Raw genomic sequence first — 15338 nt, 5'->3', positions numbered from 1 at the left:
GTAATTTTGACGGCGGTGGCAATGAATACGGACTTATGTGTTTGAGTTGACCACTTCACCTCTCACTGAAAATCGTGGCGGAAGGGGTTGAAACCGAAGTGCAAAAGCAACGGCTTAGCGAGATCGGTTGCCGGTTTGGGCAGGGTTTTCTGGTAAAGCGCGACGCCCCTCGCTCGTGAAATACCTGGTTTGGTTCAAGAGTACGAGCCAGTAGTTGCATTGTAACTCTGAAACTGGCAAAGGCGTAAATCAGAGTTCGGTAAAAAAGTGGCTCTGCTCCACCTCACTCTGATGGAGTTGGACCTGGTGACCACCACGCTCCTTCGCGGCGTACATTGCCTGATCGGCGTTGTGCATCAGCTCTTCAACATCCTTGCCGTCGTCGGGGAACATAGCTACACCGACACTTCCAGAAAGGTGTACTTGCTGAGTATCTAATTTGAACGGCCTTTCGAGATTGGCCAACAGTTCCTCTGCGGCTTCCTTTGCATCACCCCGGTTGATGTCTTTAAATATCAGGGTGAACTCGTCTCCACCGAGCCGTGCGACAGTATCCATTGCCCGGACGCCGGTGCTTATTCGTTCGGCTACCTGCTCCAGAAGCCGGTCACCGGCACTGTGGCCGAGCTTGTCGTTGGCCTGCTTGAAGAGATCCAAGTCGATGAATATCAGGGCGAACTCGCGGTCCTGTCGAGTGGCCTCTAAAACACTTTGCTCAAGCCGGTCTAGGAACAGACGCCGGTTAGGGATGCCGGTAAGCGAATCATAGTTGGCGCTGTGCCAGATCTGGCGTTCTGCTTGTTTCCGCTCCGTGATATCCCGCGAAGTCTTCGCGACGGCTTTAATCTTGCCCCAGTCGTCAAAAACCGGGACGAGCTGGCAGTCAAAATACAGCTCCTGGCCTGAGAGGGAGGGGTAGCGAAACTCTCGGCGCTGCAACTGGCCGGTTCTAACGGTTACGGTAATTGCGTCTTGCAACTTCGAAGCAAACCCCAGATTCAGTTCACGCGGGGTTTTCCCGGCTGCGTCCCGGGCCGTCGTTTTGGCCAAATCGGCCATCGGAGCGTTGAGAAACAGGAGTTTGCCACTGGGATCGAATATGGCGGAGGGGTCGGGTGAGACTCTCAGCATGGCTTCGAACAGGTGGGCGTCTTGCTCTTTAAGGGTGGTGTAGCTCGCCACCGAGTTAACGATCAACTGGTCGATCGCCTCATTGAAGCGTAATAATTCGTCGATGTCATCAGTGCTGAGGCCTTTCTGCGAATCACCCCAGGCTTGCATAATCCTCGCCCGTAAGGCCCGCAGCTCCTGTATCATCTGAACCATCGATAGCCCTTGACTATGGCGACCCGATCCGTGGTTGCTAGCCGCATTCGAGACCGGAGATCTGCCTTTGCCCAGCGCTTTAATTGCGGACTCTCGATTGGTCTGGGGAGTCAGGAGGTCTTCAGTAATGAATTCCAGCATTTCACGGGCATGGTCCTCCAGGGTCCGGCTGTCTCCTCCCCTGAGTCCCGGCGCGATTTCCAGCGCGGCCCCCCCAAAGTCTTTAAGCAGCTGCTCCATTTCTGTCTGTATAAATTGGACAAGCCTCATATGGGTGGGACCTATTTTAGCGATATGCTAGTAAATGATAATTGGTTCAAGGAGTACCGATCTCGGAACGCTGTATTACTGACAAGCGTCCTCTAGAATACTTGATAAAAATGTCCACATCAAAATGTAGATGAAGGTTATCGGCAATAGGTAGAAGTGCTGAAGTGATAAGGCAATCTTGGTGAGGTGTGGTTCGCCGAGTGGCTTGACATAAGTGCGCTCAGAAACCTTAAAATTGCTGGTCTCATACACCGCCAATCTTTATCACCAGGGTTATTGGCAAGGAAAGGAATGGACCCTCACTTCGACCGGACGGGTCCATCCGAGCGCGCTCATCTCCGTGAAACTGGTAATCTGCCGGCTAAGCGTCTGCAACCCCCACGCTACTGTGAAACGGGACTTTCAACGGAAACTGAAGCGCCCAAATGCCTTCAGCATCAAGGGGTTTTGAGAAAAGATAGCCCTGGCCGGCCAGGCACCCCGCTTGCACCAGGTCCTGGAGCTGGGCGGGAGTCTCTATCCCTTCTGCCAGGATCTGAAACCCCATCTTGCGACCGAGAATCATGACGGTTTCGACGAGCGCTCGGGCCTTTTTATCTTCGGGCAGTCCGTCCACAAAACTGCGATCGATTTTCAACAGGTCTACAGGTAAATCCTTGAGATAGCCAAGGGAGCTGTAGCCAGTTCCGAAATCATCGATCGCTATGTGGATGCCCCGATACCGAAGGGCATCCAGGGTATTGGAGACCGAGATGTTTGGGTCAACCAGGGAGGATTCGGTTAATTCCAGCTCCAACCGGGTGGGTGCGAGCCCCGTTTTATTGAGTACCCGATTGACCTGGCCAACCAGACTGTTGCTATTGAGTTGTTGGGAAGAGATATTGACCGCCATGCGACCGAAATCCCATCCATCGGTCAACCATCGACGGGCTTGCAGACACGCCGCTTCCAGAACCCACTCCCCAAGTTTATGGATCAATCCACTCTGCTCAGCGACCGGAATAAACCGGGCGGGGGAAATCCACCCTTCCTCTCGGTGGTACCAGCGAACCAGGGCCTCCAGGCCCAGACATTGACCTGATTGAATGTCCACCTGGGGCTGATAATGGACCTCCAGTTGGCCCCGTTCCAGAGCGCGGGCAAGCTCCGTCCCGAGGTACATCCGCTCCCGCGCGGCTTCGCCCACCTCTTTGGCGAAGAACGCGAATCGCTGCCCCGAGTCCTTGGCCGAATACATCGCTCCGTCTGCCTGCATGATCAGTGAAGAGGCCGATTGATCCGAGACCCCGCCGATGGCGATACCGATGCTGGCTGTCAGCCGGAATTCCTGAGTCCCGACGACAAAGGGAGCCTCTATTGCGTCCAGGAGCCACTCGGCCACTGGGGAGATGGCTGAAGAGTCCTCCAGATCCCGGACAAGCAGGAGTAACTCGTCACCGCCCCATCGGGCCACGGTGTCGCCTTCCTTCAAGAGCCCTTTAATGCGGGATCCCAGGGCCTTCAGAGCTTGATCGCCAATCTCGTGGCCGAAGCCGTCGTTCAGGGCCTTGAAGTCATTCAGGTCCATCAGGAGGACCGCAAAGGTTTCGCCTGAACGGCGCGCCTGGGTCACCGCCTGTTCCAGGCGGTTCGTAAACAGGCGACGATTCGGCAGGCCAGTGAGCGCGCAGTGGTGGGCCAGGTATTCCCACTGTTGTTCGGCGTGCTTGATCCGGGAGAGATCGGTCAGAATGGACACGTAGTGGGTAATTTGGCCCGCTTCATCGGTGATTGTATTGATGGTCTGCCAGGTGGGGAATACTTCCCCGTCCTTGCGCCGACTCCAGACTTCTCCTTGCCAGTGGTCTTGTTTCTTTAATTGAGCCCATAGCGGCTCATAAGTATTGCCGCCGGGCGAATCGAATTGCAGTATGCTGGGGCTACACCCCCGAACCTCGTCTTCCAAATACCCAGTGATCGCGGTAAAGGCCGGGTTCACCGCCGTGATACGGTCTTCGGCATTGGTGATGATCACACCCTCCCCGACGGCCTTGAACGCGGCGCCCCATTCGGCCAGCCGGGTTTCCAGCTCCTTGCGCTCGTTGATGTCCTGGAAGGTTCCGAGCAAGCGAACGGTCTTGCCATCCTGGATCTCAGGTTGGGCCTGGATGCGGACCCATATGGTCCGGCCCGTTCTGGTTTGGAGCTGGGTGTCAAAATCTTCAATCACTCCATGATCAATCGCGTGCTGCAACTTTCTGCTCACCAACTCGAAATACTCGCCCTTGTAGAACTTGGGTAAGGCCTCATCCAAGGGAGGCGGGGGTTCGGTGCGGTCAACTTCGAGGATGTCCCGAGTCACGGAGGTCCACCATAGCTCCCCCGTCGTCAGGTCCGTTTCCCAGCCGCCCACACGGGCCACCTGGTTGGTTCGCTCTAGGAGATCTTCGTTCTCCTTCAGGGCTCGCTCGGCCGCCACTTGAACCGTAATGTCATGGAGGTGGACCAGCCAGGCGGGTTCGCCCGCCCATTCGCTCCGCACATGGTAGATTTCCAGAGTCCGTGACCCCTCACCGGCGGGTTGGAGTTCGAGAGTCTGCCCGGTTGAGGAAGGGATGGGAATGCTGAGGTTCTGGCCAACCAGATGTTCGTGCGAATCCCCCAGTAACTCGCACGCACGGGGGTTCGCGTAGCGAATGGTCTCCTGTCCCTGGACCACTACCAGGCCCTCCCGGGTGTGGGCGAGAACGGACTCGAGCTGTTGTTCGTGAGCCTTGGCCGCTTCGTCAGACAGGCGCCCATGGCTGATGTCCCGGTGGATCACCACCACATAATGCTGGCCCTGCTCCTGGATACGGGTGGCGGTGAGCCGGAACCACCGGCGTTCTGAAGGAGAATGGCATGAGTATTCCCACTCCAGGGAGTCGGAGGCCCCTGTGAGAACGTCTTCCAACTGTTGGGGTAGATCGCCAACCTCATCGGCGGGGACACTCTGACACACTTCAAGGTAGTTATCTCCCAGATAGGCTTGAGGGGCGCCTCCGTTTGCCAGGGCGAACGTCCGCCACAGGGCGTTAACCGCGAGGATGGTACTGTTCTCATCGATGAGGACGGCAGAATCGGGAAGCGCTTCCAGCCAAGCGGGAGCGCGCTCAGCGGCGATGTGTGCGTGTGGGGGCATGGGAATCGGACCAGACTACGGGTAAAAGGGTCTTCGAGAGCCATTTCCCTAAGCGCGTTCCGTGGACTCTACCTATTAAAAGAGCCGAATGATAGTGGAATATCCCAAGTAACTAATGCTCACTCTAAAGGGAGGATTACCGGCTATCTGCCCATGACCCGCCAGCGCGATACAATCTGTTCCAACTGATCAACAGCCTGTATGTGTACCGCTGTCAACGCCGGTCCATTTTGATTCTTTTGATCAGGGAGCTGACAGTGAGAAACTTGGACACCAAATTTAGCTTATATAAGGAAAGCTTGGTGTTACTTAACTATATGAAAAACAAGGCAAAAGGCATATTATGACGATAATTCACCCATTCTTGAAATTATTTGCCACTATATGCCGTTAAACAGGGGTAAATCCTGCTAAGCATAAAGCGCCAAACTTGATAGATATCAACAACTGCTTTTGCCAAGTTATGCTTTGGTTAACACGACTGTTTGTTGGTAGTCACAAGAATTGTCACTTATTCGTATAGAGCGTCAATTGAAAAGTCTGCCAATAACCTAAAGCCAGCTATGGCACTTCAAGAAAAGGCTCTGCAGAAATGCTGAGCCTTTTTACGTTGTATGTGGTGCGAAGCTGAACCTTCTCTCCCTTATTAACCACCCCCCCCATTTTCATTTGAACTGGTTGTACATACAGTTTTTCAGCGTTGCAGATGAGCCCTCCGTTATGCGTGAGTCCTGGATGGATTGCCAAGAGGAGGGCGGGCGGCTTTGATCGGCTCCAGGCCCTGGCGCTTGAGCTGACACACTTTCACGGACCCAGATGCTCTTCCATATAAGTGGTGCAAGTGAATTGATGGAATAAACCTCTGGCTGAAACGTCAACTGATTGAAACCCACAAGATCAGGAGTCTTAGTCATGAAAAAATCTACTCTCGTACTCGCAATCGCTTCCGTTCTGGCTCTGCCCAGCTCGGCTCAAACCATCCACTCTGACGCCGAGGCTGACGCTCGCGTTCAGGCCGACGCTCAGACGCAAACCTCCGGAGCTCGCGATGCCAGTGAGCCGGCCGGCGAACAGGATCAGCCGAATGGTTCTTCTGCGGACGCCCGGGGCGATGCTGGCGGTTCGTCCGCTGTGAGCCTGCGCTCCGATGAGATGTCGTCTCAGGATGAATCGGCTGAAGCGGACGATGAGGTGTCCGACACCGGGGATTCTATCGATGACGGTGCCGATGAAACCTCGGAGGGCGCCACCCACCTGGCGGGCGAGTCCCGTGCCGTTTTGGAAGGCACTGGCGATGCGGCAACCTCAGCCTCACAAAGTGCCGAGGGCCAGGCCAACGCCGGTGCCGAGGCGGGGCTGACCACGGCCGTGTCCGTCGGTGAGGAAGCCGGGGACCGTCTGGAAGAGGGGCAGCGCGCGGCTGAAGCCGCCGCTCAGAGTGGCGTTGATACCGCTGCAGAGGTAGGTACCCAGGCTGAATCGGAAGCCGCTTCGGCGGTGGAATCGGCCAGCGTTACCGCGGCGGCCGGCGCCGATGTGGCCGCGGAAGTCAGTCAGACCGTGAGCAATGAAGTGTCCAACTCCGTGAGCGCGGCGACGTCAACGGCGGTGAATGCGGAAGTGGCTCAGCAGGTGAGTGCCGCGGTGGCCGACGAGGTGGCCACTGAAGTGACAGGGGCCGCTGAAGCTTCCGTCAATCAGGCACTCGACGCCAGTATCACTCGTTAACACCGACTGTTAATTGGCACCGGCGGGCATCAGCCCGACCGGTGCTTTTTTTTGATTCTCTCCCACGAATACGCTCCCTCGCACCGCGCCAAGCGTTGTTGTAGCCTTCACGAACTTCAGTTCAGTTGGTTTTGGCCGGCACTTTTCCAGTGGGCTTCCAGCTCACGTTTTAGTGAGTTGGAGCGCTCTTTAAGCCATTGAGAAAAAAGGCTTAACCCCTCCGCGCTGATGTCATCCAGCCATTGCTCGCGATTGACACACAATGCTGCAGTGGCATCGCAAAAGAACGCGCAGTAGGCATCAAAATCCACAAACTCTTCGTAGAGACCCATCAACAATTGCTCACGGGAGGGGATCGCTGCGGTTGGGTTTGAGGGCTTATGCATGACGGACTCCTTGTAAGAGCAGTGATCAGGGTCATTCAGTATTTTGACTATTAAAGCTAATTAGTGAGCTATTATAGCTCATTAATGTGAGTGATCAAGCTATTTGGTTTATAAAGTGAGCCATACAAGGCCATAAGGCCAGCAGTTGCACAACCGGGGAGTCGCTCACTTGATCACGTCAGGCCAAATTCGAATGGCGCGAGCCTTTATGCGCTGGTCTATAGAGGATCTGGCTCGGAAGTCCGGGGTAGGCGCCTCCACGATTAAACGAATGGAGACGTTTGACGGCATACCCCGTGCGCGTATTGAAAATCTTGAAGCAATCCGGGATACCTTTGTCGGAACCGGAAAGATCAGGTTCGACCGGGAATCTTGCGTGTGTGCGACCGAATAAGCCAGCCTGCAGGCACCTCAATCCGAGTCGTCACGCCTTTCGACGGGTTATGAAGTCAATCAGCGGTTTAGACACACTTTTGTGTGAATTGGGTTGGAAACAACCGACGTTAGGGGATGAGGGCGCAACGGAACGTGTTTTCGATCGCCTTTTCAGTCTCGCTATTCCATAGAAATTGGAGCGCTCTGGACCACACCACCTCTTCGTCGGAAACAGAAAATGACACTTGGCACTGCATCAGCGAATCATATCCGTCCATGGCGTGTATCTTCTCATCCGTTCCTTCCGGAAACATATCCATAGCGTAGAAATTCGCCAGCGAAGAGTCTGTCTGCACCGTCTCGCAGTTCACCTCAATTCTCCCTTTTCCTGACGGCTGTTCACTAAGATAAGCCAGGGAGTCAGCGGTGAACTCCCTAATGGTCGCCGGTCCTTCTGTGGAGCAATTTTGCTCTGCAGGTAGCTGGTAATCGAAGTGGTCAAATAGAGTGTTGAATACAGCCTGGTTTTTACCGGGATCAGAGCTGGTTGGCGGGGCGTCAGTGGCTTCACACGCTGAGATGACGAGGCATGCGGCTAGGGCGCACCCCCTTGTAACACGTTTTTTAATCATGCAATAAACTCCCCGCGATAGAATACCACGGGCCCGTTTCCGGCGTAGGCTGAGGTAAAGGTATTAATAAAGCTGGTGGCATCTTCCTTCTTCACCTTGTTTTGAGTGTTGCTGTAGTGGTACACCCACGGCCAGATCATGATACCGATATGCTTGGCCGGCGTATTGCCCATATCTCCTGTGGACTGAATATTTCTTTCCTGCGTCACAAATACCAGGCCGGGTCTGTAACACATGTTTTTGACGAGCTTTTGCCGGTGAGCGGAAACAAGTTTGTTGAAAATAACGTCTACCCGAATGGTGGCACCTTTTACATCATCGTTTCGGCTATCGTCAAACGTCAAGTACTTGCAGGATGCGCTCTGGGAGAAGTCGTAGCCTAGCATATGGCTTACATAGTGAGCGCATTGGTTCTGGTCAAAGTTTGATCCTAGGGTTGAGCTGCATATCTCATCGATACGCTGACCCACTGATGTTTCCAAGTCGGTCTTTACTTGTGTTAGCTCATGATCATCCAAAATGAACCTCCTTTTCATAAAAATTAGCTTTAAGATTGATGGCGGCGTTTTTATTTAAAACCACCTACCACCGGTCATCATAATAGCAAAGCGAACGGGGAAGAGTCACAGGAATCACATGATGCATTCTTAGAGTATATTTACCGTCTGTTTTGTTGCCACCTAAGCTGACTCAACTCTGGTCAATTTTTCCCCCCTCAGCTAAATTCTGGAATAAACCTCTGGCTGAAACGTCAGCTGATTGAAACCCAACGATCAGGAGTCTTAGTCATGAAAAAATCAGCACTCGTTCTCGCAATCGCTTCCGTTCTGGCTCTGCCGAGCTCGGCTCAATCCTTCAATGCAGATGCGAATGCAGAGGCCAGCGTTAAAGCCGACGCGCAGATGCAAAGTTCCGCAAATCGTGAAACCAGTGAGCCGGCCGGCGAACAGGAGCAACAGAATCCCCCGGCTTCCTCAAACCCTTCCATGTCCATGGACGCTCAGGGCGATGCGCGCGGTTCAGCCGCTGTACGCACTCAGCCCGAAGATTCGTCCACGCGAGAGGAATCCGCTGACATTGATAATGGGATATCCGGCACCGGCGATTCTACCAATGAAACGGCCGGTGAAACCGCAGATGGCACCACCACTCTGGCCGGCGAGTCCCGCTCCCTGCTTGAGGCCGGTGCCGAGCAGAGTGGCAATGTTGCTACTTCTGCCTCGCAAAGTGCTCAGGGCCAAGCCAACGCCGGTGCCCGGGCGGGGCTGACCACGGCGGTCTCCGAGCGTGATGAGGCTGAGGGCCGTGTGGAACAGGGGCAGGGCACTGGCGAAGCCGCGGCTCGCAGTGGCGCAGATACTGCCGCCGAGGTTCGCACCCGAAGTGAGGAGCAAGCCGCTTCCGCGGTGGAGTCGGCCAGCGTTGCCGCAAACGCGGGTGCCGAGGTGGCCGCGGAAGTCAGCCAGACCGTAAGCAATGAAGTGTCCAATTCCGTTAGCGCGGCGACGGCAACGGCGGTGAATGCGGAAGTGACTCAGCAGGTGAGTGCCGCCGTGGCCGACGAGGTGGCCACTGAAGTGACAGGGGCCGCTGAAGCCTCCGTCAATCAGGCACTGAATGCCAATATCACTCGCTAACACCCACTCAATAATTGACACCGGCGGGCATCAGCCCGACCGGTGGTTTTTCGTAATGTGTGAGTGATACAAGTTGAGTCCGGGCATTGCATGGCCGTTCAACCGTGACACATTTGTGAAACTTCCGCTATACACTCTTTATTACCCCGTGATTCTCCCGTGACGACGTGAGTCCAATATGGTGACTGAACCTGCCAGTCCGGCGGGCCGAAACCCTTGGGGAGAAATCGCTATGAACAAATTAACGTCAATTGTGGCAGTGTGCGTGTTGGGCCTGATGGCCAGTGCCGTCCAGGCGGATGAAATGGCGTCTGGAGAAGGTATGATGGACGACGACATGAAAGCGTCTGCGAATAATCAAGACATGAAGAAAGGGGGTATGTCAGACTCCATGAATCACGATATGAAAGACGACGATATGTCCAGAGAGGGCATGGGGATGAAAGCGGATGAAATGGCGTCTGAAAAAGGCATGATAGAAGATGACATGAAAAAGGACGATATGTCGGATTCCATGGATTAACAGATACGGGCGCGAGTATTGAGCCAGGAACCTATGACACGAAACGTATTGATTGTTGAAGACAATCCGGAGATTGGAGAGCTGGTCAGTATCCACGTGGCCGATCTGGATATGAACCCCATTCTGTGTGATCGGGGCGACACCGGGCTTGAGCGTTTTCGTGAAGGGGGTATCGACCTGGTGGTTCTCGATCTGATGTTACCGGGAATGGACGGTCTCTCGGTGTGCCGCGAGATCCGCTCCGGCCCCGGTTATGTCCCGGTATTGATGCTGACGGCGAAAAGCACCGAGCTGGACCGCGTCCTGGGTCTGGAAATGGGGGCAGACGATTACCTCACCAAGCCGTTCAGTGTGGCTGAATTGTCGGCACGGGTGAAAGCCCTGTTCCGGCGTGTGGATGCCATGGCGTCGGCGCCGGCCGAGAGCGTCGGCCATGAGGAAAAGAGTGGTGAGCTGAGTACCGAGGGGTTGCGTATCGACCCTGATCGGCGCCGGGTGTTTGTGTGGGAGCAGGAAGTGGAGCTGACGGCCCGTGAGTTTGACCTGCTCTGGCACTTCGCCAGCCATCCGGGGCGAGTGTTCAGCCGAGTGCAGTTGCTGGACAAGGTCTGGGGCTACAATCACGAAGGTTATGAGCACACCGTCAACACCCACATCAATCGCTTGCGTGGCAAAATCGAGAAGGACCCCGCGCACCCCGAGTTTATCGAGACTGTGTGGGGGGTGGGCTATCGCTTCCGGGACTGATCCATGGTGAAGACACTCTACACCCGGTTGGCGGTCGGCCTGTTCCTGCTATTGCTGGCGGTCGGTCTACTGTATACTTTTATCAGCCTCTATTCGCTGCGGGCGTATACCGCGTCGGTAAACCATGAACTGCATCGGGATCTGGCAAAAAACCTGGTGGCAGATCGCAACCTGGTCAGTGAGGGGCAGCTTGACCGCAGTGCCCTGAAAGAACTCTTCGCCCTGTACATGACCATCAACCCCAGCATCGAAATCTATCTGCTGGATCTGGATGGCACTATCCTTTCCTATTCGGCCGACCCGGCGAAAATCAAACGCAAGCAGGTCTCGTTGGGCCCCATTCAGCGGCTGATCGACGACATGAGCCGCTATCCCGTATTGGGGGATGATCCGCGCAGCCATGATCGGCAGAAAGTCTTTTCCGTAACCCCCGTGCCATCGGCCGATAACCCGGAGGGGTATCTCTATGTGGTGTTGCGGGGTGAGGAATACGACGCCGCGGAAACCATGGCGCGGGGCGGCCAGTTGCTGGAGTTGAGTGCCTGGGGCCTGCTGGTCAGTCTGGCGGTGGTGATGCTTGCGGGACTGGCGGTATTCAGACTGCTGACTCGCCGGCTGACGTTGCTGACCCGGCTGGTTGAGGATTTTGAGAACAGTGACATGAGCCGCCAACCCGTCAGCACCTGGCGAGACCGGCATCCGGTGGTGCGTGATGAGATTGATTACCTGGGCGCCCGGTTTGATGACATGGCCAGCCGGATTGCCTCTCAAATTGAACAGCTGACAGAAAAGGACGTCCAGCGCCGGCGACTGGTCGCCCAGGTCTCCCATGATCTGCGCACACCCCTGGCCTCCATGCAGGGCTACATTGAAAGCCTGAAACTGCGACGGGATCGCCTCAGCCCGGACGAGCAGGACCGCTTTCTCGACATCGCCCTCAAGGAAGGTCAGCGCCTGAGCCGCCTGGTGGACGAGTTATTCGAACTTGCCGCCCTGGAAGCACGAGAACAGCAGCCGCTGCTGGAACCCTTCCCCTTGGCAGAGCTGGTGCACGATGTGGTTCAGAAACACGGCCCGAAGGCCCAAAACCGACAGATTGAACTTGTCGTCAAGGGTGACCCTGACCAGCCCCTGGCTTACGCGGATCTGGCCATGACCGAGCGGGTGCTCGACAACCTGATCGGCAACGCCATTGCCTACAGCCCCGCCGGGGGGCGCATTGAGGTGGCTATCAGCCAAGCGGACGGCCTGCCGGAAGTCTGCGTGCGCGACAGTGGTCCCGGCATTCCCGAACAGGATCTGCCCCATATTTTTGATCCATTCTACCGAGGTGAATCGTTCGGTGGGGCCGGCGGCCATGCCGGTCTTGGTCTGGCCATTGCCCGCCGGATCATGACTCTGCAGGGGGGCGATATTCGTGTCGAGAACGCGGCATCCGGGGGCGCATGCTTTTGTATACGGCTTCCGGTCAGGTATTCCAAATGATCGGCCAGTCAAATATCGGGACAAGCACTTTAGAAATCCTCAAAGGAGAGTATGCAAGCGGTACCCGCCGCCTGTACCTCTGGGATCTGTGGCTTTAGGGAGACTCCGCTCAGATGTGCTTTAACCATTGGGTGGGAGACTGCCCCAGCTGTTGTTTGAATATTCTGGCCAATGCGGGCGGGCCGCTGTAGCCAACGCTGTGAGCCACAAAATCCAATGGTTGCCCCCGGCGTAACAGGCTTTGCGCCAAGCAAATACGCCAGCATGCGAGATAACCCCCGGGGGTTTGGCCGATAGTGCTCCGAAACGTCGCGGCGAAACGGGCTCGGGACATCCCGGCCCTTTCTGCCAGTCTCGAGAGCGTCCATGCTTCTGATGGCCTTTCGTGCATGGCCATCAGGGCTTTGGACAACCTTGAATCCGCTAACCCCGCCAGTAACCCCATATCAACCTTTTTATGATCCATCAGGTGGCGAATGAGCTGGATGATGACCAGTTCGCAAAGCCGATCGAGGGCCGTCTGCTGGCCGCAGCGCCTGGTAAAGGCCTCTTCGAACAGCAGATCCAGGGTCTTCTCCAGCGAGGGCAAAGAGCCCAGGGGCAAGACCACTGGCGTATCGAAAGCCTGTTGCAATGGGTTGGCCGTGACCGGGCCAAAACTGAATGTTCCACACACCGTATGGGCACCTTCCGGTCCGGGCACGAGACGATGTGAAGTGGGCTTTGGCAGGAAGACGATGGTGGGCTCCTGAATGACCCGCGCGCGCCGGCCGGGGAATTCGAGGCGTAAGTTTCCCTGCTTCAGGATATGTATATAGCCAACCTCTTCATCGCTACCATGGCTCGAAGCCGTACAGAGGGGGCCGTTGTTGAAGACACGAGCCTGTAAACGGAAATGTTGAAGCAAACCGGTTAATCGATCCATACGGCTCGACCTTCGATTGGAGACGAATGGTTAAGAAATCGAGACTATAAGATACCATCCGTCTACCCGCATGATCCAGTATAAGTAGAACATTTCCGAAACCGAGGGCTCGTCAACCGATGAACACGCAAAGGATCTTTACCATGAAAACGCTGATATGTTTTGGTTTGGCCGTATTTTTATCGGTGGGCTCAGTTACAGTAGCGGCTACAGAGATGGCTGAGCGCACGTTTTCTGATTATGTTGGTCCGGAGGGGGAAATCTCGCTCCCCGAGGATTTTCGGTTGCATTGGTCTCATTTGGGGTCCTGGATCGTGGATGACACCGAGGCTCCGGGGGCAGGCTTCCATGACGTTTACACTCAGCCTGAGGCGGTAAAAGCCTACCGTGAGACCGGCCGTTTTCCCGATGGCGCGATTCTGGTCAAGGAAATCAGGGGGATTGCTGCCCAGACCTTGACCACCGGCCCCGCTCAATGGGCGGCGGATACGGAAGTCTGGTTTGTGATGGTCAAGGATAACCAGGAGCGCTTTGACAGTCCCCATTGGGCCAAAGGCTGGGGATGGGCATTGTTTGAGGCCAAGGATCCGGAGAAAAACGTTTCCGAAAGTTTCGCGGGGACATGTAAGGGGTGCCATATTCCGGCCCAGCAAACGGATTGGGTGTTCATCGAGGGATACCCAACCCTCAAATAAGCCCGAAAGGCCATCCCAGCCGGCCCGGGTTATGTGCCGGTGCTGGCCCTGAACGTGTCCACAATAACCTCTACGGTGTTATACAAACGTGACAAACAGGAGAAGTTGCTGTGATCAGTCTGGTGCAAACTGGTCACAGTATTCAAAAGGCAAGAGGACAGGGTTATGAAACGGTATCTGTTATTGATCTCCATGGCGACGGCCATTGCACTGACCGGTTGTCAGGTTGGCCCCTCCAATGAGGCGGCTTCACAACACGCCCTCGACGACCCGGATCTGGCGGTTGCGACTTTCGCGGGTGGGTGTTTCTGGTGCGTTGAAGAAGCCTACGAGGAAAAAGTCCCGGGTGTTGTTGAGGCGGTGTCCGGTTATAGCGGTGGTGACGAGAAAAATCCGACGTATCAGCAGGTCTCAGGTGGGCGTACCGGCCACACCGAGGCCGTTCAGGTTTACTACGATCCTGACGTGATTACCTATGAAGGCCTGCTTCAGGCACTGTGGCGCACGGCGAATCCGACCGATGTAAACGGCCAGTACGTGGACCGGGGAAGGCAGTATCGGCCCGCTGTGTTCTATCATAATGCGGAACAGAAGCGCGCTGCAGAAGCTTCAGTGAAAGCGCTGGAAGCGTCCGGTCGCTATGACCATCCGGTCAGGATTGAAGTTGCACCCTTCAAAACGTTCTACGCAGCGGAGAAATACCATCAGGATTATCATAAGAAGAATCCAGTGCGGTATAAGATCTACACCTTCAACTCCGGTCGTTATCAGTTTATAGAGAAGGTCTGGGGTGAGGATCAAAAAGTGGATTTTACCCAATACCAGCCCGAAGCGAGCGGTGATTCCGGTATGAACCAAAGTCGGGTCGAGGCGTTCGATCCGGAGACCTTTAAAATGCCGGACGAGGAAACGCTGAAAGCCCGTCTGACCCAAAGGCAATACTACGTTACCCGCAAAGATGGGACCGAGCCCGCCTACAAGAACGAATACTACGACGAGAAGCGGCCGGGTATCTATGTGGATATCATTTCCGGTGAGCCGTTGTTTTCATCCAGAGACAAGTATCAATCCAATACCGGTTGGCCCAGTTTCACCAAACCGATCAGTCCGGATGGGGTGGTTGAGAAAGACGATAGTTCATTCTTCATGAAACGAACCGAAATCCGCAGCCAATACGCGGACTCTCACCTCGGGCATGTTTTCAACGACGGCCCGGCCCCCACCGGCCTGCGCTATTGCATTAACTCGGCGGCGCTGCAGTTCATCCCGTTGGAGGAGATGGAAGCTCGGGGTTACGGAGCATTGGTCGGTGAAGTGACAAAAAGCGGCCGCACTGCGTCCAAATAATTTACAAGTCGGGTCCAGCCAGGGAGAGGCTCCGGCGAAACCCGGCGTTCAAGGTCTCCCAGAAGACAAACGTCGGCCCCTCGAACGCGGCCCCGTCCCTGG

General features: G+C 55.5%; 13 protein-coding genes. 7 read left to right on the top strand and 6 right to left on the bottom strand.

Features of this window, described 5'->3' with window-relative positions:
- Window positions 1-249: 249 nt before the first annotated feature.
- Together AAE484_RS03030 and AAE484_RS03025 are read right to left on the bottom strand one after the other, a co-directional pair.
- Entirely contained in the window at window positions 250-1566 is a 1317-nt protein-coding gene (locus AAE484_RS03030) for a GGDEF domain-containing protein (RefSeq protein WP_341936854.1), read from the bottom strand.
- A 391-nt stretch (window positions 1567-1957) separates the two neighbouring features.
- On the bottom strand, window positions 1958-4756 hold the full coding sequence (locus tag AAE484_RS03025) for a sensor domain-containing protein (protein ID WP_341936853.1): 2799 nt from the start codon (window positions 4754-4756) through the stop codon (window positions 1958-1960).
- A gap of 912 nt (window positions 4757-5668) precedes the next feature.
- On the opposite strand from AAE484_RS03025, the gene AAE484_RS03020 reads away from it, so the two are divergent.
- On the top strand, window positions 5669-6484 hold the full coding sequence (locus tag AAE484_RS03020; protein WP_341936852.1) for a hypothetical protein: 816 nt from the start codon (window positions 5669-5671) through the stop codon (window positions 6482-6484).
- A 116-nt stretch (window positions 6485-6600) separates the two neighbouring features.
- Here the strand turns inward: AAE484_RS03020 and AAE484_RS03015 are convergent, their stop codons facing one another.
- From AAE484_RS03015 to AAE484_RS03005, 3 genes are all read right to left on the bottom strand, one after another.
- On the bottom strand, window positions 6601-6870 hold the full coding sequence (locus AAE484_RS03015; protein ID WP_341936851.1) for a hypothetical protein: 270 nt from the start codon (window positions 6868-6870) through the stop codon (window positions 6601-6603).
- 503 nt (window positions 6871-7373) lie between these two features.
- Complete coding sequence (locus AAE484_RS03010) at window positions 7374-7877, bottom strand: hypothetical protein (protein ID WP_341936850.1); 504 nt, start codon at window positions 7875-7877, stop codon at window positions 7374-7376.
- Window positions 7874-8395, bottom strand: a complete 522-nt coding sequence (locus AAE484_RS03005) for a hypothetical protein (protein ID WP_341936849.1) — start codon at window positions 8393-8395, stop codon at window positions 7874-7876. The genes AAE484_RS03010 and AAE484_RS03005 overlap by 4 nt, the downstream gene beginning before the upstream one ends.
- A 270-nt stretch (window positions 8396-8665) precedes the next feature.
- Between AAE484_RS03005 and AAE484_RS03000 the strand changes: the two genes are divergently transcribed.
- The 4 genes from AAE484_RS03000 to AAE484_RS02985 all read left to right on the top strand — a co-directional run bounded on the left by AAE484_RS03000 (window position 8666) and on the right by AAE484_RS02985 (window position 12269).
- Window positions 8666-9514 carry a hypothetical protein gene (locus tag AAE484_RS03000; RefSeq protein ID WP_341936848.1) on the top strand — a complete coding sequence of 283 codons (849 nt, stop codon included), beginning with the start codon at window positions 8666-8668 and terminating at the stop codon, window positions 9512-9514.
- A gap of 232 nt (window positions 9515-9746) precedes the next feature.
- Window positions 9747-10037, top strand: coding sequence for a hypothetical protein (locus tag AAE484_RS02995; protein ID WP_341936847.1), 291 nt, complete (start codon window positions 9747-9749; stop codon window positions 10035-10037).
- A 33-nt stretch (window positions 10038-10070) separates the two neighbouring features.
- Window positions 10071-10784 (top strand): response regulator transcription factor, encoded by a 714-nt coding sequence (locus AAE484_RS02990; protein ID WP_341936846.1) that lies wholly within the window; start codon window positions 10071-10073, stop codon window positions 10782-10784.
- A 3-nt stretch (window positions 10785-10787) separates the two neighbouring features.
- Window positions 10788-12269, top strand: coding sequence for a sensor histidine kinase (locus AAE484_RS02985; protein WP_341936845.1), 1482 nt, complete (start codon window positions 10788-10790; stop codon window positions 12267-12269).
- A gap of 109 nt (window positions 12270-12378) precedes the next feature.
- On the opposite strand, the gene AAE484_RS02980 is transcribed toward AAE484_RS02985, so the two are convergent.
- On the bottom strand, window positions 12379-13194 hold the full coding sequence (locus tag AAE484_RS02980) for an AraC family transcriptional regulator (RefSeq protein WP_341936844.1): 816 nt from the start codon (window positions 13192-13194) through the stop codon (window positions 12379-12381).
- Between the two features lie 143 nt (window positions 13195-13337).
- Between AAE484_RS02980 and AAE484_RS02975 the strand changes: the two genes are divergently transcribed.
- Both AAE484_RS02975 and msrB read left to right on the top strand, forming a co-directional pair.
- Window positions 13338-13889, top strand: a complete 552-nt coding sequence (locus AAE484_RS02975) for a cytochrome P460 family protein (RefSeq protein WP_341936843.1) — start codon at window positions 13338-13340, stop codon at window positions 13887-13889.
- Window positions 13890-14054: 165 nt separating this feature from the next.
- The gene (gene msrB / locus AAE484_RS17440) at window positions 14055-15236 is read left to right on the top strand and encodes a peptide-methionine (R)-S-oxide reductase MsrB (RefSeq protein WP_445928819.1); all 1182 of its coding nucleotides are present in this window, start codon (window positions 14055-14057) and stop codon (window positions 15234-15236) included.
- Window positions 15237-15338 lie beyond the last annotated feature (102 nt).

This window comes from Marinimicrobium sp. C2-29, from assembly GCF_038419845.1.
GTDB lineage: Bacteria > Pseudomonadota > Gammaproteobacteria > Pseudomonadales > Cellvibrionaceae > Marinimicrobium.
This window is presented reverse-complemented; position numbering and strand designations above follow the sequence as displayed.